We start from the raw sequence: 22,517 nt of genomic DNA on the forward strand, positions 1-22,517 counted from the left end.
ATGCAGGGGCGTCGCCAAGAGGCCCAAGGCACCAGGTTTTGATCCTGGCATTCGGAGGTTCGAATCCTCCCGCCCCTGCCACTAGCGGATATCTGCCGCGACTCCATGCGCATGTCTGCGCGGGCGCGGTGCATACGCCGCGGTGTTGTCACCGCAGACACCCTCGGGTGCCGGCGGCCCAGTTCTCCGCCAATCGCTCCCGCCCGAGACCGTCATGATGCAAGAACACCCCAACCTGCTGGTATTTTCCGGCAACGCCAACAAGCGCCTTGCGCAGAGCATCTGCAAGGAACTGGGGGTGCGGCCTGGCAAGGCATTGGTGTCGCGCTTCTCCGATGGTGAAGTGCAGGTCGAGATCGAGGAAAACGTCCGTAAGCAGGACGTCTTCGTCATCCAGCCGACGTGCGCACCCAGCGCAGAGAACCTGATGGAACTGCTGGTCCTGATCGATGCGCTCAAGCGCGCCTCGGTCAACAGTGTCACCGCCGTGGTGCCGTATTTCGGCTACTCGCGCCAGGATCGCCGCATGCGCTCCTCGCGCGTGCCGATCACCGCCAAGGTGGCCGCAAAGATGTTCAGCGCTGTCGGGGCTGACCGGGTACTGACGGTGGATCTGCATGCCGATCAGATCCAGGGCTTCTTCGACATGCCGGTGGACAATGTGTATGCCTCGCCGCTGCTGCTCGCCGATATCTGGCGCGCCTACGGCACGGAAAACCTGATCGTGGTGTCCCCGGACGTGGGCGGTGTGGTGCGCGCGCGCGCCGTCGCCAAGCGCCTGGATGATGCCGATCTGGCGATCATCGACAAGCGCCGCCCGCGCGCCAACGTCTCCACCGTGATGAACATCATCGGTGACGTCGAAGGCAAGACCTGCGTGATGGTCGATGACATCGTCGATACCGCCGGCACCCTGTGTGCGGCCGCTGCAGCCCTGAAGGCGCGCGGCGCCCTCAAGGTCGCCGCGTACTGCACCCACGCCGTGCTCTCGGGCCCGGCGGTGGACAACATCAACAACTCCCAGCTCGATGAGCTGGTGGTGACCGACACCATCCCGCTGCGTGAAGAGGCGCGGGTGTGCAGCAAGATCCGCCAGCTCAGCGTGGCGGAAATGCTGGCCGAGACGATGCGCCGCATCGCCTTCGGCGAGTCGGTCAGCTCGCTGTACGTGGATTGATTTTTCCGACCGCCGGTAACGGCGGACGGGTTCCGGGGGCATCTGGTCGCGGATGTCTCCTCACCGCTTCGCCGCAGGGCGAGGCATCAACTGGTAGTAAAACAATGTCCAAGAACCATGAAATCAAGGTCACCGCTCGTGACGTGCAGGGCAAGGGTGCGAGCCGCCGCCTGCGTCACGCCGGCGTGATCCCGGCCGTCGTCTACGGCGGCGACGTCGCTCCGATCAACATCAACCTGGACCACAACCAGATCTGGCTGGCGCAGCAGAACGAGTGGTTCTACTCGTCCATCCTGGACCTGAACCTGGATGGCCAGGTCACCAAGGTGCTGCTGCGTGACATGCAGCGCCACCCGTTCAAGCAGCTGATCATCCATCTGGATTTCCTGCGCGTGAACGAGAACGAAGCGCTGACCGCCAACGTCCCGCTGCACTTCATCAATGAAGACACCTCCGCTGCCGGCAAGGCTGCCGACGTCGTGGTCACCCACGAACTGAAGGAAGTGACCGTCACCTGCCTGCCGAAGGACCTGCCGGAATCGATCGACGTCGACCTGGCCGACCTGAAGGCTGGCGATGTGATCTACCTGTCGGACATCAAGCTGCCGAAGGGCGTCGAGATCCCGGCCCTGGCCCAGGGCAAGGACCATGACGATGCGATCGTCACCGCCAAGCTCGGCAAGGAAGAAGCTGCCGACGAAGCGCCGGCTGCAGAGTAAGTGATTGCGGCGCCTGTCCTTCGGGGCAGGCGCCGTTTCTGTATGTACCGGCACAGGGCTGGTACCGACGAAGAAGAGTAATGACAGGATTGCGATTGATCGTTGGTCTGGGCAATCCCGGACCCGAGCACGCCCAGACCCGGCACAATGCCGGGTTTCGTTTCATTGACGCCCTGGTCGAGCAGGCCGGCGCGCGCTGGAGCGTGGACAGCAAGTTGTTCGGCGAGACCGCCAAGGTCGACATCGCCGGCCAGCCGGTATGGCTGCTCAAGCCTGCCACCTTCATGAACCTCAGTGGCAAATCGGTCACCGCGGCACAGCGTTTCTGGAAGATCGAGCCGGAAGAAACCCTGCTGGCGCACGACGAACTGGATCTGCCGCCCGGCGTGGCGCGGCTCAAATTCGATGGCGGCCACGGCGGCCAGAATGGCCTGCGCGACACCATCCGTCTGCTGGGCCACGGCAGATTCCACCGCCTGCGCATCGGCATCGGCCATCCCGGCCACAAGGACCGCGTGGTCCCGTGGGTGCTGGGGCGTGCCGGCAAAGACGATGATGTGCTGATCGGTCATGCCATCGAAGATGCGATCGACGTGCTGCCGCTGGCGGTATCCGGCGATTACAGTGAGGCGATGAAGCGCCTCCACACCCCGAAATAACCACGGTGTACCGACCAACAGTCGGTACCTACCACCCCAGAGGTTGTCAAAGATGGGTATCAAATGCGGCATCGTCGGTCTGCCCAACGTCGGCAAATCGACCCTGTTCAATGCGCTGACCAAGGCGGGCATCGCGGCGGCCAACTTCCCGTTCTGCACGATCGAACCGAACGTCGGCATCGTGCCGGTGCCGGATCCGCGCCTGAACGAGCTGGCTGCCATCATCAACCCGCAGAAGGTCATCCCGACCGCGGTGGAGTTCGTCGACATCGCCGGCCTCGTCGCCGGCGCGGCCAGTGGTGAAGGCCTGGGCAACAAGTTCCTGGCCCACATCCGCGAAGTGGATGCGATCACCCACGTGGTGCGCTGCTTCGAGAATGCCGACGTCATCCACGTCAACAACAAGGTCGACCCGCTGTCGGATATCGACACCATCGATACCGAACTGGCCCTGGCCGATCTGGACAGCGTCGAGAAGGCGCTGAACCGCGCCGAGCGCGCTGCCAAGGGGGGCGACAAGGAAGCGGCGGCCCGCAAGCCGGTGCTGGCCAAGCTGCAGGCCGCACTGGCCGACGGCAAGGCCGGTCGTACGGCCGGCCTGGACGAGGAAGAGAAGGCGCTGGTCCGTGACCTGTTCCTGCTGACCCTCAAGCCGGTGATGTACATCGCCAACGTGCTGGAAGACGGCTTCGAGAACAACCCGCACCTGGATGCCGTGCGCGCCCGTGCCGCCGAGGAAGGCGCGCAGGTGGTGCCGGTATCGGCCGCGATCGAAGAAGAGCTGTCCCAGCTCGACGACGAAGACCGCGATACCTTCCTGGCCGATCTCGGCCTGACCGAGCCGGGTCTGAACCGCGTGATCAATGCGGCCTACAGCCTGCTCGGTCTGCAGACCTACTTCACTGCCGGCGTGAAGGAAGTCCGTGCATGGACCGTTCGCAAGGGTGCCACCGCCCCCCAGGCCGCGGCCGTCATCCACACCGACTTTGAGAAGGGCTTCATCCGCGCCGAAACCATCGCGTATGACGACTTCATCAAGTACAAGGGCGAAGCCGGTGCCAAGGAAGCGGGACGTCTTCGCCTGGAAGGCAAGGAATATCGCGTCCAGGAAGGCGACATCCTGCACTTCCGCTTCAACGTCTGATTCCCTCCCACGTTGATGCCCGCGACGCCCCGCCTTGAGCGGGGCGTTTGCGTTCGGGGGAGCACATTCCACGCCATGAACAGGCTGGATAAAAAATGATCAGTCATTGAAATGCTTGCCTGGTATGCCTCCGCCTCACTTGTCCACAACAAACCCCCACGCCTCTCCACGCACCGTGTGGAAAACCGGCACGCGGTAATGCCGGCCGCTGGGCGACAACCCCTCTGACCCGCCCGCAAGCGATGTGGACAATTTCTGACCACCACTGAAAACCGTTGCAGCGCATCGCTTACCCGGGGTTGTCCACAGCAAACCCCCATCGCTTTCCACGGCGTGTGTGGAAAACCGCGATGGGGATCTGGATAAAAATTCACCATGCGCTGCAAAGCCTTCTGTCAAAAGGCTCGCCGCCGCTTATCCACATGATCTGCATGTGTCGTTCCACATGGCGTGTGGAAAAAGTGGGTGTTCACTTCACCCCTCTGTCCCCATGACCTTGTGCCACGGGAAAACCGCCTCACCAGAACACGTCGACTGCATTGCACAAGCGCCACGTCGCCTTCCACACCCGCTGCGCACACCCGATACTGTGGCCCCGACCTGCCATCCCGGCTGTCCCGGCGCGCATGCGCCTGCTTGCCTGGTGCATCCGCCTGGGGCTGGCCACCGCCGCTGTGCCGTTGCTTTACAGCACCTGGGTGTTGGGGCTGGACATCATCGTCCTGTTGCTCAGTCCGGATCCTTATCCCGCGGTTGAGCGGGCGGACAGCGCCTTGCAGGTGCTGTACTGGACATTGAGCGTGAGCGGAAAGCTCCCGTTCACCGTCGCCTGCGTGTTGGTGCTGGCCGGGTTGGTGACGGCCTATTGGTTGACGAACCGACTGCTGCTTCCATCGCGCGCCATGCCGGATGCCGCGTAGCATCCTGCGTCTGGAAGCGCGGCCGGGGCGCATTGTCGGGACAGAACTTCCCAGCGGCCCAAAAACGCTGCGCTGCCCGCTTCCGGTCACATGACCGGAAGCGGACAAGCCGTTACCAGTTCAAGGAAACACCCAGCTGTGCGCTGGTATCGCGATAGCCCTGGCTGCCGGTCTGGTGGCTGATCTGGCCCCAACCACGCCACCCTCCGGACAGGTTGACCTGCACGCCGGCCTTGGCCTCGTACAGGTCGTCAGGCAGATCACGACGGATCGCTTCGCCATCCACCGCGATCGCCGACGCATTGCCACCCGACCACCAGTTCACCGCGACGAAGGGATGCACTTGACCCTGCTTCTGGGTCAGCGCGCGGGTATACAGGCGCGCGCCGAGCCGGGTGCTGGTGCCACCCACGCGGCGGCTCTCCACGACCGTGCCAGTGGCCTCGACGACCTCATCGGCGTTGTAGTGGTTGTGGATCACCTGCAGCTGCGGTTCCAGATATACACCCCGCTGCCCATTGCTGTGCAATGGCAGGGTATAGCCGCTTTCCACAGAGCCACTCCAGTTGCGTGAGCGGTACTGTTGCTCGGCCAGGCCCTGACCCTGCACGCGGTTGCGGAAACGGGCGTACTGCAACCAGCTGTCCACATACGCGCCGGGAAGCATGCCGGCCTCCTGCACCCAAGTGCCGTAGAGGCCCAGGCTGGTACCGGACACTACGCCGCGCGCGGTGTAGCCGGTCACCCGCGAGGTGGCGTCATTGGTGGCGCGGCCATGTCCACCCATCAACCCGACCTGCAGCTGGCCACCCGCGGTTTCGGCAAGAACATGTCCAATGCCCATCATCACGCTGTCCACGCGGCTGTCCACGCGCACCTGCTCCCCCGCAGCGTGGCGATCCATGGTGCTGCTGCGCACGTTTGCCCAGGCCAGCGCGCCGGGGGAGTCGTCGGATGGGACCCGCATGGGATCGCCCGCACGATCATGCAGACTGTGCTGGAACATGCGCAGCGCGGTGGATTGGTTGGCGAGATAGACGGCGGGCTCCGGACGTTCCACCCTCAGTGCAGGTGGCGTCGCGGGGTCAACCGGATCAGGGCGTGCTGGATCCACGGGATCCACGGGATCCTCTGGTGCAAGGGGATTCGCCGGATCAACCGGATCGACCGGATCAACCGGATCGACCGGATCAATCGGATCGACCGGATCAACCGGATCGACCGGATCAACCGGATCAACCGGATCGACCGGATCAACCGGATCAACCGGATCAACCGGATCAACCGGATCAACCGGCGGCACATACACTGAGCGCAGGTACCAATTGCCGTCATCCGGATCAGCCACGCCGCCTTTGTACAGGAAGTAGTCGTACGCACCGGCAACCGCGCGGCCCTGCAGGGTGAACTGCGCCTCCGACTGGCCGGCCACGCTGATCAGCCGGATGCCATCGCTGGTCAGTGCACCTGCACCGCCTGCGTTCTCGACCCTTACGTTGGCCGTGCCGCTGCTGTTGCCCTGGATCACCAGCGCATCGCCACGGGAGCCGTCATCGCCAAGCTGGCGGTTCATCACCCAGGTGCCGCCGTTGCCGACGTAGTCGCCGGTGATGGTGAGGGTCTTGAAGTCGTCCTGCGTGGGCGCAACGAACGCGATGGTACCGGCATGCTGCAGCGTGCCCACGCTGGAATCGCCGCGCAGGTTCCAGCGGCTGCTGTCATCCAGTGACAGCGAGGCCACGTGGAAGCCGCTGTCGCTGCGCAGTGCGCCGGTCAGCACGCTGCTGTTGCCCAGGGCCATCTGTACGTTGGCGGTGGCGCTGTCCACGACCACATCGCCGGTCAGGCGGCTGTTGTCGGCGGTGAACACGACGTCGGAGGTGGCCACCGAGCTGCCATCGGTGAACACGGTATCGCTGACACGCAGCAGGCGGCCGCTTTCCACCGCACCGGCCTGGCGCGCGATCACATCCGTGTTGGTGAGGGTCAGATCCTGATTGCTGCCCTGCAGCCACAATGCCGGTCCGTCCTCACTCTGCAGCTGGCTGTTGTTGAATGCCACCCGGTTCCAGTACGGACCGAACACCGTGATGTAGGAGCGGTAGACACCGGAACTGGCTCCCTGCGCATGGACCGCGACGTTGTCTGCGGTGAGTACCGCGGTATTCATCTGCACGATGCCGAACGACGCATCGCCCAGCACGTTGATGTGGCCGCCATCCAGTTGAACGTCTGCGGTACTGCCGCCCAGGAACACACCGCCACCGCCATTGCCGTAGGTGGTGATATCCAGTCCATTGGCGCGGATACGGGAGTACGGCGTTGGTGGGTTACTGCCCGATGCGCGGAGTCCGTACACACCGTCGCCATGGGTGTCGATGCTGCCGCCGTTGATCGTTGCAGTGCCGCCCCAGACATCGATGCCATGGCCATAGCCATTGGTACCGTACGTGCTGATCACGGTATCGGTCAGATCTGCCAGCGACGCCGAGCTGGACAACCACAGTCCGGATTGCCCGTCACGCACAATGAAATGCGCCCCGTCGGCGGTCAGCCGGCCCCAGTCGTTGATGTTGACGCCGTAACCACCGGTCGTCTCAAAACGGCCGCCCGTCACTTCGGCTGTTGCGTACAGCCGACTGGTCTTGTTGCCCATTAGACGGATACTGCTCCCTGTCGTGGTGGCGCTGCCCCCGCTCATGCGCAGCAGGCCGCCGTTGCTGATATCGAAGGAGCCGTTGGTGACATCGACATTGGTCAGCGACAGCACGCTGCCAGTATCACTGGAGGAGAGGCGCCCGCTGAAGCCGTTGTTGCCTGGCGCGAAGGTCAGTTGCAGTGATTCCATCGACAACAGCGCGCCGGATGCCGCCTGCACGGCACTGTTGGCGCCGCTGTCGATACCCGTGCCGACAACATGCAGTTCACTGCCACTCCCGGTGGCGTAAAGCGCATGACCAGCACTGCTTACGTGGCCGCCGGTCAGCCAGACTTTCCCGCCGCCGGTGGCATTGACCGTGCCGTAGCCCGAGCCGTTGCGGTAGGCATCGATGACCAGATTGTCGGCCCGGATCACGCTGCCAACACCGCTGGCGTTGAGCGCATAGCCAACGCTGGCGCTGCCATCGCCCAACTGCAGGTGCCCGCCGTTGATCACTGCATTGCCGCCGGACATGGCGCCGATGCCGCTGCCATTGGCGGTCACGCGCATGTCCAGGTCGGTACTGGTCAGCGCGGCACCTTGGCCCTGCACCAAGACCGCATAGCTGCTGCCGGCGTGGACTACGCTGTCACCAGCGGCCAGATCGAACGCGTCGCCGGCATTGACCGTGATCGGGGTGGTGTACTCCACCGCAGCGGCGGGCAGCGCCGCCAGCAGCGCGACGCACAGCGCCAGCCGTGTCGGCAGGCCACCGCCACGCGTGGCGGTCACGCCTGAGTGCGTGCCGCGCCGCTGGGCAAATTCGGACGCAACCACGCAGCGTCCACTCACGGGATCCCGTACCAATCGGTAGATTCTGTTCATCCTGCCTATCTCGTTGCAAGGCAGCCGCCCGGCGTGTACCCGGTGCGTCTGCAGCCATGACGATCGCCACGTTGGCGATCACCTTCGGGGCATCACCGGAGATGGCCGGCAACGCTGCATGGCGACAAGGCGCGGGGGAGGGAGGGCAAGATGGCAATGCCATCGCCACGACACGCCAGTGCGTGTCTCAGGGGCGTCCTTGAAGCCGTACCGGCGAAGCCGCAGGGCGGTGCCGTGATCAGGCAAGACCGTTGCGCCACCGGTATGCACAGGCTAGGCAGTGGGTACCGCCGCTTACATCAGGCGATCCTTAAACTGCTTCAGGCAGGCACTGGGATTGGGCCGCCAGTCAGTTGCCGCATGTCCGCGCGGGCGGTGCTCCCGGCCGTTACCGGCCTGCGCGGCTCAGTTGAACAGGTCCGAGGCCAGGCAGAAGGTGATCAGCTCCTGGTCGGTCTTGGCGCCCAGCTTGCGCATCGCGCTGACCTTCTGGGTGCTGACGGTTTTGCTGCTGCGATTCAGTCGCTTGGCGATGTCGCCCACACTCTGGCCATTGGCAAACAACCGGATGACTTCGAACTCGCGCGGCGACAGCAATGACGCGGACGATGCATCGCCCGTCGCGGGCAGAGCGTCCTCGCGCGGCAGGTCCGGCGAGCGGTAGATGCGCTGCGCCAACAATGAGGCGAGGGCAACGTTGAGTTCCTTCAGATCGCCGCTCTTGCGCACCACGCCACTAGCGCCGGCCCGGTACATCTCGGCGATGATCGACGGATTGGAGACCATGGTCAGGATCAGGATGCGCGTGGCTGGAAAGTTGCGGTCGAGATACGAGATCAACCTGATGCCATCGCCCAGCGTGTCATCGCCTGGCATGTTGTAATCAGAAATCACGATGTCCGGACCGAGTGTCTGCATCAGCTCGACCAGCGCGGTGGGGTTCTGCGCTTGCCCCACCACCTGCAGGCGAGGGTCCCGTTCGATCACATCGCGGATACCCGCCAGAACGATCGGGTGGTCATCGGCAATGACGATCTTGGTCTGCATGCGTGTTCTCGGCACCGGTAGTAGCAATCAAGGGACATCCAGGGTTCCCGGCGGCGAGCCTTCCAGTCGCACCAATGCGTGTTCCAGGCGCGCCAGGAACGCACCGCACGCGTCCACCGCGGCACCTGCGGCGAGTCTATCTTCGATCGCCTCGGCAGCGTCGACCAACGGCTGTGCCGACACCATCACCAAGGCGCCCCGGATGCGATGCAGCATCTGTCCGGCCGCGACGGGATCACGATCATGTACTGCGTTGGACAGATGACCCAGGTCGCTGCGCATGGTGGTCAGGAACAGTGCGCGCAGATGGTCGGGGACGAGGATGATATCGACCGCTGCATCGCGGCCCGGTGAAGCCTCGGGGGTGATCGAGGGGCCCGGCTCAGCCACGCCACTCAACTGGCGGTACAGCGCCTGGAGTGAAATTGGCTTCACCAGGCAGCTGTCCATGCCCGCGCTGCGGCAGCGCTCACGCTCCTCGGGCGCCGCGTTGGCGGTCGCACCGATGATGGGGACACGCACGCCCTTGGCACGCAGCTGGCGGGTGAGGGTGTACCCGTCGATATGCGGCATGTTCACATCGGTCAGCACGGCGTCGAACCGGCGCTGCGTCCAGTAACCCAGGGCTTCGTCGCCATCGCTTGCGACCACGGCGTGGCAACCAAGCTGTTCCAGCTGCTCGCGCAGGATCATCTGGTTGATGGGATTGTCCTCGGCGACCAGCACGTGCAGTCCCAGACGGCGGAACTGCGGTGCGGCGGCCGGTACGCGCAGCGGTGCGTCGTCACCGCCAGCCATCAGCAGCGCATCCACGATCGCATCCAGGTTGTGCAACGCCACGTCCCATCGTCCGTCGATCAGCTCGGGGTGGTCGCCGCCATCTGTCCTGGCCACGACGTGCGGTCCGGGCCAGTCCGGAACGGGCTCGTCCAGCACAGCATCGAGCATGGCGATATCCGGGTTGAAATTCTGTGCCGATTCACGGTGATAGACCTGCGCCGCAGCGCCACGCTGGCGCAGGCGTTCACACAGGTTCTCGGCCAGTTCGCGCGCTGACGAGCGCACGTAAACCGCAGGATGCTGCGCAAACGTCGGGCGGATTTCCGGCAGCTCGGGGCTCTCGGCCAGTGCCAGGTCGAAGCTGAAGCTGCTGCCCAGCCCGCTATCGCTGACCACCCGCAGTTCGCTGTCCATCAGCTCCAGCAGATGGGCGCTGATCGCCAGTCCCAGGCCGGTTCCCCGCATCGCATCGGTGGCCGGGTTGGCCTGGTAGAACGGTTCAAAGAGGCGGAGCTGGTGTTCCTGCTGGATGCCGATCCCCGTATCGGCCACCTGCCATCCCAGCTGCGGCAGCTCACCCGGCTCGCTGAGTCCACGCAGACGCACCACGATGCGACCCACATCGGTGAACTTGATCGCGTTGCTGATCAGGTTGTTGAGCACCTGCCGGATCCGTGCGGCATCGCCGATGACCAGGGCGGCGACATTGCTGTCGATGCAGGCATACAGCTGCAGCCGCTTGCGCGTGGCCGATCCCGCATAGGAGCGCACGACGTCCTCGGTCAGGCTGGCAGGGCAGAACGCCACCGGCTCCAGCACCAGCTGGCCGGCCTCCGCCTTGGAGACATCCAGGATGTCGCTGATCAACTGCATCAGGGTCGATGACGATCGCTGGATGGTCCCCACGTAGTCCTGCTGGCGGCTGTCCAGTGGCGTCAGACCGAGCAGCTCCAGCGTTCCCAGTACCCCATACAGCGGCGTGCGTATCTCATGGCTCATGGTGGCCAGGAACAGGCTTTTGGCGCGATTGGCCTGGTCGGCCGCCACCCGGGCCTGCTGCAGGACCTGTTCGGCCTCATGCTGAGCGGTGAGATCGATGAACAGGCACAGCATCACCGGCTCGCCCCGGTAGCGAGCGGCCGTAGCGGTGATCAAGAGGTGGCGTCCGTCGGGCGTGGTGTACGGTTGTGCGGCCGGGCGCTGCGCATCCACGTCGGCCAGTGCGTCGTCGCGCCACCCCCCGTGCCAGCCGGGTGCAGCCTGGTCTTCCCCCAGCCAACTGCGTACCAGGGCGTTTTCGAGAATCATCTGTCCGTCGCGACGTCGAAGCAGGCACAAGCCGATCGGTGCGGCATCCAGCACGGTGCGGCTGAACGCTTCGCTTTCCAACAGACGTTCGTGGTTCTCGCGTAGAGGTTCCAGTACCGATCGCCGATAGCTGCGCAGCACCAGCACGCCACCGAGGGCCAGCAACAGCGCGGCGACCACACTGCCGATCAGGGGGCCGCGCGGATGGCTCAGCAGGCGCGCCCAACGCACCTGATAGACCGCCTGCCAGCCGTCACTGGTTCGCATCCGGTAGACCACGCCCGTTGGCGTGAAGGCGCGCTCCGCGCCGCGGCCATCGCCGTTCACGGCAGGGCCGTGCACGGGTCGGCCGTTCGGGTCGATGATGGACAGCTCATCGTAGATCGCCTCGCCGAGAATCTGGCGGTGGGCATCGAGGCGGGAAAGGTCCAGAAGGCAAGCGATCGCTGGCATCGCCGCCGCGTCCACATCGCCCCATGCGCTGACGTCCTGCGGCGCCTGCGCGATCGACAGGAGGCGATTGTTGCCGTCGCCCGGGTCGCGCTGGAACCAGCGCACATCACCCCGTTGCAAGGACACACTGGCGGCTACCGCGTGGATGTAGTGCACAAGCGCCTGCGACGATGCCGACGAGGGGCGCACCGGATCGATGTCGTCGACCGTCAGCGGCACCAGCAGCCCGGTGGTTCCCTCGCCACTGACCAGCAGGCAGCGTGGTGAGGGGTACAGTGATTCCGCCCAGAACGCCCCGTAGAAACCGGAGAACCGCACGCCGAGTGACGCGGCGGAGGTCGGTGGGGGCGTGCCGTCGTGCAGGACGGAGAACGGGATGAAGGCGAGCGTCGCATCGCCTGGCTCGCGCACGCCGGACAGCGGTTCGCTGCGCACAGCACCCGGTGGCCCGCCCGGTGTCGGCGCGCGCTCGTGGTCATGGGCCCGCCATCGCCGCATGAAACGTTCCTGTTCCTGCAGCGCACCGCTCAGCCGGCGGAAGTGGAAGTCCACCTTGCCCTGTTCTTCGTTCAGCAGCTGCAGCGTGGTCGACAGCACCAGCCCTGCCTGCACCGTGGCCAGAACGATGACGCCGATCAGCAGCGCATGCACGCGCAGCGAGCGGCGGGCGAGTCGGCGGATGGGTGCAGCCTCGGGCATGGAAGTCCCCTCTGAGATGGTGGCATCAGGGCGCCGGCCGCAGCGCACTGCCGTCTGCCCGTTCGATCATGCACCCCGCGCCAAGCATGCGGAGCTGGGTTTGACGACGTGGTGAATGCGGGCGGACACCGCCTCAGCGCGGGGCCATTGCACCCGGCTGGCCCAGCTCAGTATGCCGGTGCGCCGCCTTTTCCTGGTCCAGCAACGCGCCGAACGTCTCGGCCGGGATCGCCCGTGAAATCAGGAAGCCCTGGACCTGGTTGCACCCCAGCTTGCGCAGCGTGGCCAGTTCGGCGTCGGTCTCCACGCCTTCAGCGACGATGTTCAGTCCCAATCTGCTGCCCAGCGCGATCACCGTCGCCAGCGCGCTGTGCAACGCGGGGTCCCGTGCGCAGCCACGGACCAGGGCACCGTCGATCTTGACCTCGGTGAACGGCGTGCTGACCAGGTTGTGTACCGTGCTCAAGCCCTGGCCAAAATCATCCTGGGCCAGCCCGAAGCCCTTCATGCGCAGGCGGCACGCGCCGGCGTAGTAGTCGCTGACGTGGTGCGTGGTACTGCTTTCCATCAGCTCGAAACACAGGTCGGCCGGTGTGCCGCCCTGTTGCAGCGTCAGATCCAGCAGTTCGTCCGGCAGGTTGCCGCGCTCCAGAAGGTGAGGCGGCAGGTTGATCGATACCGGGATGCGGAATCCCTGCTCGCGCCAGCGTGCCTGGGCCTGGATGCTGGCCTTGAGGATATGGCGCAGCACCGCCGATTCGAGCCCGTGCTGCTCGATCAGGGGCAGGAAGCGGCCAGCCTGCAGCGTGCCGTGTTCGGGATGGCGCCAGCGCACCAGCGCCTCGGCGGCCACCACCAGGCCGGAATCCAGTGATTTCTTCGGCTGGAACCACGCGGTGATCTCCCCGTCATCGATCGCCCGGCGCAGGCGTTCGCGGGTTGCGTTGATCGGTACCTCGGCCGGCCCGTGCGCGCGGCCTTCCCCACTGCGGGCGTCGTCCAGCTGTCTCAGCAGCTCACGCACGTCGGCCGGCGAGACCGGCTTGGGCAGGATGCCGAGCACGGTGATGCCCAGCGACTCGGCCATCAGCCGCGCCGAGGCCATCATCCGCTGCGACACCGAGCTGACCAGCGCCAGCATCGGCCTGTGCTCCTGTGCGGCCAGCGCCTGGATGAACTGGATGCCATCCACGCCCGGCATCATCAGGTCCGTCACCACCAGGTCGTAGCGCTGCCAGTGGCACAGCTCCACCGCGTCGGCGGCATCGCCCGAGGTATCCACGGTGACGCCGGGTGCAGCATTGAACATGTTGGCGAGGAACCCGCGCTGGAAGGCCTGGTCTTCGAGAATCAGTACACGTTTGTGGCTCATGCCGTGGCTCCTGCGGTCAGTCCGCCCAGCGCGTGGCGGAGGGTGGCGATATCGATCGGCTTCACCAGGTAGTCATCCATGCCCTCGGCAAGGCACCGCTCGCGCTCGTCAGGGGTGGCATTGGCGGTTGCGCCGATCACGGGCATCGCGTAGCCCAGCTGGCGCAGGTGTCGTGTCAACGCGTGGCCGCCGAGGCCGGGCATGTTGATGTCGGTCAACACCACATCGAAGGGCTGGGCGCGGCAGCAGGCCAGTGCCTCATGACCGTCGGAGGCGGTCGCCACGTGGCATCCCAGGGTCTCCAGCTGCTCCTTGAGGATCAGTCGGTTGATCGGATTGTCTTCGGCAACCAGCACCCTCAGTCCGAGCGGAGCAGACACGATCGGTGTCGACGTGGCGACCGTTACCTGGTTTCCGTGTTGCAGGCGGAACACGGCATCAGCGATGGCGCGGATGCTGAGCAGAGTGACCGTCAGCTGGTCCGGGTGCATGGGATCCTCGCAGGCCGGGTCGCCGCCGTCGGCGGTTGCGACCACGCGCGGGCCCGGCCACTCGACCGGAATGGCATCGCGCGGATCACTGTCAAGCAGGATCGCGCCCGGTTCGATCGGACCCGGTGCGTCGTCGCTGTAGCGTCGTGCCGTGGCGCCCCAGCGCTGCAGCCATTGACAGGCGCTATCGGTGAGTTCGGTGATGGCACAGCGCACGTACACCGGGGGGTGCGGCAGCAGTGCGGGGCCGTCATCCACGGCAGCGGCGTTGATCGAGGTGCCCTCCTGCACGCCCAGCGGCAGGATCACGGTGAAGCTGCTTCCCAGTCCGGGCTCGCTCACCAGACGCATTTCCCCGTTCATCAGGCGCACCAGGTGGTCGCTGATCGACAACCCCAGTCCGGTGCCATCGTTGCGACCCTGGCCGCCGGCCTGGCGGAACGGCTCGAACAGCCGGGGATGATCGGCGGCCGCGATACCGATCCCGGTGTCGGTGACCTGCCAGCTCACGGTGGCGGTGCCGCCTTCGCAGGCGAGCAGCCTGACCCGCAATACGATGCGTCCGCTGTCGGTGAACTTGATCGCATTGCTGAGCAGGTTTCCCAGTACCTGGCGGATCCGGTCGGCGTCCCCGGTCACCTGGGCCGGCAGCCGCGGATCGGTGCAGACCACGATCTGCAGTTGCTTGCGCGCCGCGGCGGCGGCATAGGCACGCAGCGTGTCTTCGGCCAGTTCCAGTGGCGAGAACGCCGCGGTGGCCAGGGTCAGCTGGCCCGATTCGATCTTGGATACATCCAGGATGTCGCTGATCAGCTGCAACAGTACGGATGATGACTGCTGGATGGTCTTGAGGTACTGCGCCTGGCGTGAATCCAACGGCGTGTTGCCAAGCAGTTCCAGCGTGCCGAGGACCCCGTACAGCGGTGTGCGGATCTCATGGCTCATGGTGGCGACGAAAGCGCTCTTGGCCTGGCTGGCTTCATCGGCGGCTTGTTTGGCGGCGGACAGTGCAGCCTGGATCTGGCGATGCCGCGTGATGTCGTTGAACACGCACAGCAGTACGTCATCACCGTGGTAACGGGTGGCCGCGAACAGTACCTGCAACTGCCGTCCATCCCGGGTCGTGAAGTCGACTCCGCGCCGGTGCGTACGACAGAGGGCGCGACCGCTTGCGTTGCGCCAAGCGCCGGTCCAATCGCCGGAGCGGGTATCGCTCCCGAGCCAATCGCGGGCCAACTGGTTCTCCAGCATCACCTGGGCGTCGTGGCAGCGCAGCACGCACATGCCAACGGGCGCCATTTCGATCACGGTGCTGCCGAAGTCGAAGCTCTCCTTCAGCTGCAGGTGCTGCTGATGGGCCGGCTGGATCAGCTGGCGGTCGATGCGTCGGATGAGCAGCCGCAGCGCGCCGACAGCGGCAAGGCACAGCAGCAGCGACACTGCGGCGTGTCCTGCCATGTCGCGCAGCAGCAGGCTGGAGGGAACATGGTAGACAAGCCGCCAGCCGTCCTGGCCGATGCTCTTGATCAGTGCCAGCCCCTGCGGCAGCCCGCGCGCCCAGACGAAGGCGAATGCATCGTCGCGCTGGCCGTACAGCCAGGTTGCGGGTGGACCGGTGTCGGCTCGGCTGGAGAGCACTGGCTTGCTATGCCCGTCGAGCAGGAGGAAATCGCCGATGCCGTGTCCATTGACCATGCTTGCCACAGCGTCTGGCGCTAGCGCCAGCACCAGCCAGTTCGTGGGATCGGATGCTTCGTCGGCGGCCCGAAACAGGTAGAGGGTGCCCCCTGGCTGGTCTGAACTCAGCCAGTAAACGTTTGTGCCAGGCATCGCACGGCGGGCATGTGCGCGAAGAAGGGAGGCCGTCAGCTCGACCGGCGGGGGCGTTGCCGGGGTGCGCTGGCCGTGCAGCCACTGACGGGGCGCATCCGGATCGGCGCTGACGTGGATGAGCTGTGCGCCGAACTCGGCCAGCGTCCGCTCGGCGCGTGAGGACAGCAGCAGAGTGAGCTGGCGGCCATCACAACCCGTTCCCAGCGGCAGGCGCTGGACCTCGCTGTCGTCCCGGTTGGCGGGACGGGGCAGCGCGGATGCTGGCATCGACGGCGAGGACGCCACCACCGAATCCACCAGATAGTTCAACAGCGCCTCGCGATGATCGAAGTACAGCTGCGCGCGGTAGGCGGCGGCATTCATGTCGCGGCGGTGCACCGAGACGTCATCGCTCAGCTGCGCCAGCAGGTAGAACCCCGCAGTACCGATCAGGCAGAACAGCACGCAAAGCGACAGCCAACGCAGCAATACGTTGGCCGCCACCACCGGGGCGTCGAAAGAGGAGCGTCGGGGCAGAAGACGGTGCATGGGCGCATGCTAGGAAGCGCAGGCGGGCAGGCCCATCAGCCGATCCCTAAAACCGGGCGCCCAGGCGCGAGCGAATGACGTCTGTTCAGCGGGGTGAAAACCAACGGGCCCGCGCAATGGCGGGCCCCTCAGCGATGCGATGGTGGCGGCGGATTAAAGTGCCGTACCGCCAAACTTATGGGTGTACTGCAGATTGATCGTCCGGCCCACGGTGTCGAACCAGGACACGTCGTAGTACGGATACGGCGTATACGTCGCATCCTTCGGCGGCAGCTTGTTGGCGATGTTGACCACCGACAGCGACAGGCGCGAATGATCATCGAAGCGGTACTGCAGCGAGACGTTGTAGCGGTAGGTCGCGCCGATCCACGGGCTGTCGCCGCTGTCCGGATCGAAGCTCTGGTCGTAACTGTCGTAGGTCGGCAGCTTGCCCAGGCGGGAGCCGTACAGCGTGGCCGACCACCCCGCGTTCTCCCAGGTCACGCTCGCGCTGGTCTTGGTGCGCGGAATGTCGAAACCGCTGTTGATCGCGAACTGGTCCTCGATCACATCGCCTTCAAACTGCTGGAAATCATGCGTCTTCACCCAGGTGTGGTTGCCACTGAGGATGAAGTCGCCGATCCCGGTGCTCAGGCGGTAGCGCAGCCCCACATCGATGCCGCGGGTCGTTTCGCGCGCGATGTTGATCGGGCTCACGTGCACGCCATACAGGCGGCCGTCGCTGGTGCGGGTGACCCGGCTGATGGCATCCACGCAGGTCGGCGACGCCGCGTCCGCGTCGCCCAGGCGGCAGGCCGCTTCGTCGCGCAGGATGGTGCTCACGTCCATGTCCTGCACCTGGTCGCGCATGTCGATGTCGAACCAGTCCACCGACAGGTCCAGACCCGCTGCCGGCGACCACACAAAACCAGCACTCCACGAGGTGCTGGTCTCCGGGTCCAGCCGGCGGTTGCCCTCGCGGGTGCGGATCAGGTTCTCCTCGTAATCCGAGCAGTCATCGCCGCCGTCCACTGCGCAGGTGTAGTAATCATTGGCGCTGGTTTCATCATTGCCCGGGCCGGCATACACGTAGTGCAGGTCCGGCGCGCGGAACGCGGTGCCGTAGGAGCCGCGCACCAGCAGCGTATCGATCGGGCGCCACTCCAGGCCGCCGCTCCAGGTCGCCTTGCCGATGGTGTTGCCCGAGTAGCGGTACTGGTCGAAGCGGCCGGCCAGGCTGACGTTGAACGTGTCATGCAGCGGCAGGCGCAGCTCGGCCGCGGTCGCCCAGCGGTTGCGACTGCCGTGCCCGTCCGAGTCCTTCCAGCTGTAGTAGTAGTACTGCGTGGCCAGCGGGTCCGGATTCAGTGCATAGGACTGATTGCCGAACTCGGCCGTCGCGGCAAAGCCGGCCTTGCCGCCCGGCAGCTCGAACAGCTCGCCGTTGGTCAGGGTCAGTGCGGCGGTCTCGGTGCGCGACTTCGGGGTATAGGTGGTGCGCGCGGCGATCGAATCGTACCCGCTGCGGCTCAGCGGCCGGTACAGGCGCGCCGGATCGGCGTTGAACACCGGGAACACGTTGTCATCGTCATCGGTGTACTCGCCCAGCTGCTCGCCCAGGAACAGGGCGTTGGCCTTGGCGGCGATGATCTGCGGCCAGCGGATGCTGGACTGGTACTGCGAGTGGCTCAGCGAGGCCTCGTATTCCCAGTCCGCACCGAGCGCGCCCTTGAAGCCGGTGGTAACGCTGAATGTCTTCTGCGTGCTGCGCACCATGCCGTTGTTCAGCCCACCCATCTCCTCGGGGGAGAACTGGCGCTGCCAGAACTCCACCTGGTCGGTGGCCTGGTTGTAGAAGTAGCCGTCTTCATTGCCGTCGGGGGCCATGCGGCCCCACTGAGTCACATCGCGCATCAGCGCCAGGTCGTGGTAGCCCATCTGCACGTCGGCAAACCATTCCGCGCCGTTGTCGAAGGCATAGCGCAGCGAGGCGTAGCCGTTGGCGCCGCGGCGTTTGCTCAGGATCGTGCCGTAGCCGATCGAGCGGTCGCTGCCGCAGTAGAAGCCGTAGCGCGCTCGTTCGGCGTACTGGGTGCTGCCGTTGTTCTGGGCGGCCAGCGCATCACAGGTGGCCTCGCCCGGGTCCAGATAGTCGTCGTTGTAGTCGGTGCGCAGGTAGGCGCGCCGCGCGGCGCGGGTGCTCTCGGTCGGCGCGTCGAGGGTCGAATCCTGCTGGCTCCGCTCATACGCCCACAGCGGCGTCTGCGACTGCAGCTCCAGGCTGTAGACCGCGCTGAAGCGGCCCGCATCGAAACCACTGGCGATGCTCATGTCGAAGGACTCACCGCCGCCTTCGCTGGTGGTGCCCATGCGCATGTCGACCGTGGTGCCGTCCACCTGCTTCTTCAGGATGAAGTTGACCACGCCGGCGATCGCGTCAGAACCATAGATCGCCGAGGCGCTGCCGGTCAGTACTTCGATGCGCTCGATCATCCCGATCGGGATGTTGGAGACGTCGGTGAAGTTGCTGCGTCCCTGGAAAGGCATCGGGAAATCGGCGATGCGGCGGCCGTTGACCAGCACCAGGGTGTGGTTGGGGCCAAGGCCGCGCAGGTCGACCTGCTGTGCACCGGGAGAGAAATCGGCGCCGCTGGAAGACTGCTGGCTCTGGGTCTCACCGCCGTTCTGGGTCATCGAGCGCAGCACGTCCGGCACGCTGGTGAAGCCGCTGGCCTGGATCTGCTCGGCGGTGATGACGGTGACCGGGGCCGGGCCCTCCACCTGCGCGCGCGGAATGCGCGAGCCAGTGACCTGCACCGTATCCAGTTGCTGCACCCCGGGGGCGGGCGTCTGGGCACCCGCAGTTGCGGCCACACTCATCAACGCCAGCTGGATCGACCACGCCATCGCCTGTTTACGCATGAGAATTCTCGAGAAGAAAGTGTCGGCCTCGAGGGAGACCTGTCCCCCATTCACATTTCGCGAATGGATGGCGCGCATTTAACGCCTTTTTCACAGGGTTGACCACTGCCAATTTCTCTGGCAAAGGGTGGAAGCGCTTTCAGGCCCGTTTTGTTCAGCCTCGTCAACGACCACAACGGTTTCCGGTCTTCCACCCGCCCTACCCATGGTGCGCTGCCGTCGCCATGATGGGCGGCCGCCCCTCGGAGTGCCTTTCCCATGTCCCGTTCCAGCGCGCTGTTGCTCTCGCTGTGTCTGTCGATCCCCTTGGCTGCCAGCGCTGCGGCAGCCGAACCGGTGCTGGTGATCCATGGCGGTGCCGGGGTGGAGCGCAGGAACCTGTCGCCAGCCGAGGAAAACGCCGCGCGTGCCGCCCTGCGGCAGGCGTTGTTGAAAGGGCATGCCGCGCTGACCGCCGGCAAGCCGGCACTGGAGGCAGTCACCGCGGCGATCACCGTGCTCGAGGACGATCCCACCTTCAATGCAGGCAAGGGGGCGGTGTTCACTCATGACGGGCGCAATGAACTGGATGCGTCGTTGATGGATGGCGCCACGCTGAAGGCCGGCGCGGTGGCCGGCGTGCAGCGCGTGCGCAATCCGATCCTGCTTGCCGAAGCGGTGATGCAGCATTCCCCGCACGTGATGATGGTCGGGCAGGGCGCCGAGGCCTTTGCCAGCAGCCAGGGCATCACCCTGGTGGACCCGTCCTACTTCCGCACCGACAAGCGCTGGCAGCAGCTGCAGAAAGCGCTGAAGGAAGAGGCCAGTGGGCAGGCGCACGCGGATCTGGACACGGCGCGCCACTTCGGTACGGTCGGCGCGGTTGCACTGGACAAGGACGGCAAACTCGCGGCAGGCACGTCCACGGGTGGCATGACCAACAAACGCTACGGCCGCGTCGGCGATTCACCGATCATCGGTGCGGGCACCTATGCCGATGCGGGATGCGCCGTGTCGGGCACGGGCTGGGGTGAGTACTACATCCGCACGGCGGCCGCGCACGATATCTGCGCACGCATCCAGTACCTCAAGCAGGGGCCGGTGGAAGCCGGGCGTGCCGTGATCAACGAACGCATTCCCGCACTCGGCGGCGATGGCGGGGCGATCGTGCTCTCCGCTGACGGCCGCGCAGCGACGCCGTTCAACACGCAGGGCATGTATCGCGGCTGGATCGGGGCCGATGGCGTGCCACACGTGGCGATCTTCGCCAGCGAAACCCTGCCGTTGCCAGGCCAATAGCCTGTCCCGGCAAGGCAATTGAAGATTCGTGTGAAAAAATTCAAAAAGGTTGTTGACAGAACCCCCGTTTATCCCCAAAATTCACGGCTCTTCCACCCCACACCGAAAACGCTTCGGCGCCACGGGACAGGGTGGTAAGGAGGGATACCCAAGCGGCCAACGGGGGCAGACTGTAAATCTGCTGGCTTACGCCTTCGGTGGTTCGAATCCACCTCCCTCCACCAGTTTCATGTTGTGGCAAGAGCTTCCGATGCGGGAGTAGTTCAATGGTAGAACCTCAGCCTTCCAAGCTGATGGTGCGGGTTCGATCCCCGTCTCCCGCTCCATTGAATGAGTTTGAATGTATTCAAATTCGTGCCATAATACAAAACTCGCTCACGTAGCTCAGTCGGTAGAGCACCTCCTTGGTAAGGAGGAGGTCGAAGGTTCGATTCCTTTCGTGAGCACCATCTAAGTGCTACCAATTCAGACGATTTCGAGATAAGCAGCCATGGCCAAGGGTAAGTTCGAGCGCACCAAGCCGCACGTCAATGTCGGCACCATCGGTCACGTTGACCACGGCAAGACCACGCTGACCGCCGCACTGACCAAGATCGGTGCCGAGCGCTTTGGTGGCGAGTTCAAGGACTACTCCGCGATCGACGCCGCGCCGGAAGAAAAGGCGCGTGGCATCACGATCTCGACCGCGCACGTCGAATACGAATCCACCGAACGTCATTACGCCCACGTCGATTGCCCGGGCCATGCTGACTACGTCAAGAACATGATCACCGGTGCTGCCCAGATGGACGGCGCGATCCTGGTCTGTTCGGCTGCTGACGGCCCGATGCCGCAGACCCGCGAGCACATCCTGCTGTCGCGTCAGGTCGGCGTGCCGTACATCGTCGTCTTCCTGAACAAGGCAGACATGGTCGATGACGCCGAGCTGCTGGAACTGGTCGAGATGGAAGTCCGCGAGCTGCTGAGCAAGTACGACTTCCCGGGCGACGACACCCCGATCATCGCGGGCTCGGCCCGTCTGGCGCTGGAAGGCGACCAGAGCGACATCGGCGTGCCGGCCGTGATCAAGCTGGTCGAGGCTCTCGACAGCTGGATCCCGACCCCGGAACGTGACATCGACAAGCCCTTCCTGATGCCGGTCGAAGACGTGTTCTCGATCTCGGGCCGCGGCACCGTCGTGACCGGTCGTATCGAGCGCGGCGTGATCAAGGTCGGCGAAGAAATCGAAATCGTCGGTATCCGTCCGGTCCAGAAGACCACCGTCACCGGCGTGGAAATGTTCCGCAAGCTGCTCGACCAGGGTCAGGCAGGCGACAACGCCGGTCTGCTGCTGCGCGGCACCAAGCGTGACGACGTCGAGCGTGGCCAGGTCCTGGCCAAGCCGGGTTCGATCAAGCCGCACACCACCTTCGACGCCGAAGTGTACGTGCTGTCCAAGGACGAAGGTGGCCGTCACACCCCGTTCTTCAAGGGCTACCGTCCGCAGTTCTACTTCCGTACCACCGACATCACCGGCGCTTGCGAACTGCCGGAAGGTGTGGAAATGGTGATGCCGGGCGACAACGTGAAGATGGTTGTCACCCTGATCAACCCGGTCGCCATGGATGAAGGCCTGCGCTTCGCGATCCGCGAAGGCGGCCGTACCGTCGGCGCCGGCGTGGTCTCCAAGATCATCGCGTAAT

The 22,517-nt window shown here is 65.0% G+C and carries 13 protein-coding genes and 4 tRNA genes; 11 read left to right on the forward strand and 6 right to left on the reverse strand.

The window, feature by feature from the left end; all coding sequences use genetic code 11:
• Positions 1 to 4: 4 nt before the first annotated feature.
• The 6 genes from AC13F7_RS16880 to AC13F7_RS16905 all read left to right on the forward strand — a co-directional run bounded on the left by AC13F7_RS16880 (position 5) and on the right by AC13F7_RS16905 (position 4,619).
• Positions 5 to 81 (forward strand) — tRNA-Gln (locus AC13F7_RS16880).
• 136 nt (positions 82 to 217) lie between these two features.
• Complete coding sequence (locus AC13F7_RS16885) at positions 218 to 1,177, forward strand: ribose-phosphate diphosphokinase (protein ID WP_026070235.1); 960 nt, start codon at positions 218 to 220, stop codon at positions 1,175 to 1,177.
• Positions 1,178 to 1,281: 104 nt separating this feature from the next.
• Positions 1,282 to 1,896 (forward strand): 50S ribosomal protein L25/general stress protein Ctc, encoded by a 615-nt coding sequence (locus tag AC13F7_RS16890; RefSeq protein WP_346472026.1) that lies wholly within the window; start codon positions 1,282 to 1,284, stop codon positions 1,894 to 1,896.
• An 80-nt stretch (positions 1,897 to 1,976) separates the two neighbouring features.
• A complete protein-coding gene (gene pth, locus AC13F7_RS16895; RefSeq protein ID WP_481470413.1) occupies positions 1,977 to 2,555 on the forward strand; it encodes an aminoacyl-tRNA hydrolase in 579 nt (192 codons plus the stop codon).
• Between the two features lie 52 nt (positions 2,556 to 2,607).
• Positions 2,608 to 3,699, forward strand: a complete 1,092-nt coding sequence (gene ychF / locus AC13F7_RS16900) for a redox-regulated ATPase YchF (RefSeq protein ID WP_462082897.1) — start codon at positions 2,608 to 2,610, stop codon at positions 3,697 to 3,699.
• Positions 3,700 to 4,325: 626 nt separating this feature from the next.
• Positions 4,326 to 4,619, forward strand: coding sequence for a hypothetical protein (locus AC13F7_RS16905; protein ID WP_483002298.1), 294 nt, complete (start codon positions 4,326 to 4,328; stop codon positions 4,617 to 4,619).
• A 112-nt stretch (positions 4,620 to 4,731) separates the two neighbouring features.
• Here the strand turns inward: AC13F7_RS16905 and AC13F7_RS16910 are convergent, their stop codons facing one another.
• The 6 genes from AC13F7_RS16910 to AC13F7_RS16935 form a co-directional block, all read right to left on the reverse strand.
• Entirely contained in the window at positions 4,732 to 8,145 is a 3,414-nt protein-coding gene (locus tag AC13F7_RS16910; protein WP_483002300.1) for an autotransporter outer membrane beta-barrel domain-containing protein, read from the reverse strand.
• 405 nt (positions 8,146 to 8,550) lie between these two features.
• Positions 8,551 to 9,192 carry a response regulator gene (locus AC13F7_RS16915; protein ID WP_481470417.1) on the reverse strand — a complete coding sequence of 214 codons (642 nt, stop codon included), beginning with the start codon at positions 9,190 to 9,192 and terminating at the stop codon, positions 8,551 to 8,553.
• A gap of 27 nt (positions 9,193 to 9,219) precedes the next feature.
• Complete coding sequence (locus AC13F7_RS16920; RefSeq protein WP_483002302.1) at positions 9,220 to 12,432, reverse strand: hybrid sensor histidine kinase/response regulator; 3,213 nt, start codon at positions 12,430 to 12,432, stop codon at positions 9,220 to 9,222.
• A 133-nt stretch (positions 12,433 to 12,565) separates the two neighbouring features.
• Positions 12,566 to 13,804, reverse strand: coding sequence for an EAL domain-containing response regulator (locus AC13F7_RS16925; protein WP_483002304.1), 1,239 nt, complete (start codon positions 13,802 to 13,804; stop codon positions 12,566 to 12,568).
• Complete coding sequence (locus AC13F7_RS16930; RefSeq protein ID WP_483002306.1) at positions 13,801 to 16,656, reverse strand: response regulator; 2,856 nt, start codon at positions 16,654 to 16,656, stop codon at positions 13,801 to 13,803. The genes AC13F7_RS16925 and AC13F7_RS16930 overlap by 4 nt, the downstream gene beginning before the upstream one ends.
• 153 nt (positions 16,657 to 16,809) lie before the next feature.
• Positions 16,810 to 19,557 carry a TonB-dependent receptor plug domain-containing protein gene (locus tag AC13F7_RS16935; RefSeq protein ID WP_483002308.1) on the reverse strand — a complete coding sequence of 916 codons (2,748 nt, stop codon included), beginning with the start codon at positions 19,555 to 19,557 and terminating at the stop codon, positions 16,810 to 16,812.
• A 258-nt stretch (positions 19,558 to 19,815) separates the two neighbouring features.
• Between AC13F7_RS16935 and AC13F7_RS16940 the strand changes: the two genes are divergently transcribed.
• The 5 genes from AC13F7_RS16940 to tuf all read left to right on the forward strand — a co-directional run bounded on the left by AC13F7_RS16940 (position 19,816) and on the right by tuf (position 22,516).
• Complete coding sequence (locus tag AC13F7_RS16940) at positions 19,816 to 20,835, forward strand: isoaspartyl peptidase/L-asparaginase family protein (protein ID WP_483002310.1); 1,020 nt, start codon at positions 19,816 to 19,818, stop codon at positions 20,833 to 20,835.
• A gap of 138 nt (positions 20,836 to 20,973) precedes the next feature.
• Positions 20,974 to 21,059, forward strand: a tRNA-Tyr gene (locus AC13F7_RS16945).
• A 28-nt stretch (positions 21,060 to 21,087) separates the two neighbouring features.
• A tRNA-Gly gene (locus AC13F7_RS16950) sits at positions 21,088 to 21,161 on the forward strand.
• 47 nt (positions 21,162 to 21,208) lie between these two features.
• Positions 21,209 to 21,284, forward strand: a tRNA-Thr gene (locus tag AC13F7_RS16955).
• Between the two features lie 41 nt (positions 21,285 to 21,325).
• Positions 21,326 to 22,516, forward strand: a complete 1,191-nt coding sequence (gene tuf, locus AC13F7_RS16960; RefSeq protein WP_481474659.1) for an elongation factor Tu — start codon at positions 21,326 to 21,328, stop codon at positions 22,514 to 22,516.
• Position 22,517 lies beyond the last annotated feature (1 nt).

Source organism: Stenotrophomonas sp. K-6, from assembly GCF_056861555.1.

What these genes read in the sequence shown, in the direction of transcription:
- AC13F7_RS16885 (WP_026070235.1), top strand. Translation starts at nt 218, where the DNA reads ATGCAAGAACACCCCAACCTGCTGGTATTTTCCGGCAACGCCAACAAG.
- AC13F7_RS16890 (WP_346472026.1), top strand. Translation starts at nt 1,282, where the DNA reads ATGTCCAAGAACCATGAAATCAAGGTCACCGCTCGTGACGTGCAGGGC.
- pth (WP_481470413.1), top strand. Translation starts at nt 1,977, where the DNA reads ATGACAGGATTGCGATTGATCGTTGGTCTGGGCAATCCCGGACCCGAG.
- ychF (WP_462082897.1), top strand. Translation starts at nt 2,608, where the DNA reads ATGGGTATCAAATGCGGCATCGTCGGTCTGCCCAACGTCGGCAAATCG.
- AC13F7_RS16905 (WP_483002298.1), top strand. Translation starts at nt 4,326, where the DNA reads ATGCGCCTGCTTGCCTGGTGCATCCGCCTGGGGCTGGCCACCGCCGCT.
- AC13F7_RS16910 (WP_483002300.1), bottom strand. Translation starts at nt 8,145, where the DNA reads ATGAACAGAATCTACCGATTGGTACGGGATCCCGTGAGTGGACGCTGC.
- AC13F7_RS16915 (WP_481470417.1), bottom strand. Translation starts at nt 9,192, where the DNA reads ATGCAGACCAAGATCGTCATTGCCGATGACCACCCGATCGTTCTGGCG.
- AC13F7_RS16920 (WP_483002302.1), bottom strand. Translation starts at nt 12,432, where the DNA reads ATGCCCGAGGCTGCACCCATCCGCCGACTCGCCCGCCGCTCGCTGCGC.
- AC13F7_RS16925 (WP_483002304.1), bottom strand. Translation starts at nt 13,804, where the DNA reads ATGAGCCACAAACGTGTACTGATTCTCGAAGACCAGGCCTTCCAGCGC.
- AC13F7_RS16930 (WP_483002306.1), bottom strand. Translation starts at nt 16,656, where the DNA reads ATGCACCGTCTTCTGCCCCGACGCTCCTCTTTCGACGCCCCGGTGGTG.
- AC13F7_RS16935 (WP_483002308.1), bottom strand. Translation starts at nt 19,557, where the DNA reads ATGCGTAAACAGGCGATGGCGTGGTCGATCCAGCTGGCGTTGATGAGT.
- AC13F7_RS16940 (WP_483002310.1), top strand. Translation starts at nt 19,816, where the DNA reads ATGTCCCGTTCCAGCGCGCTGTTGCTCTCGCTGTGTCTGTCGATCCCC.
- tuf (WP_481474659.1), top strand. Translation starts at nt 21,326, where the DNA reads ATGGCCAAGGGTAAGTTCGAGCGCACCAAGCCGCACGTCAATGTCGGC.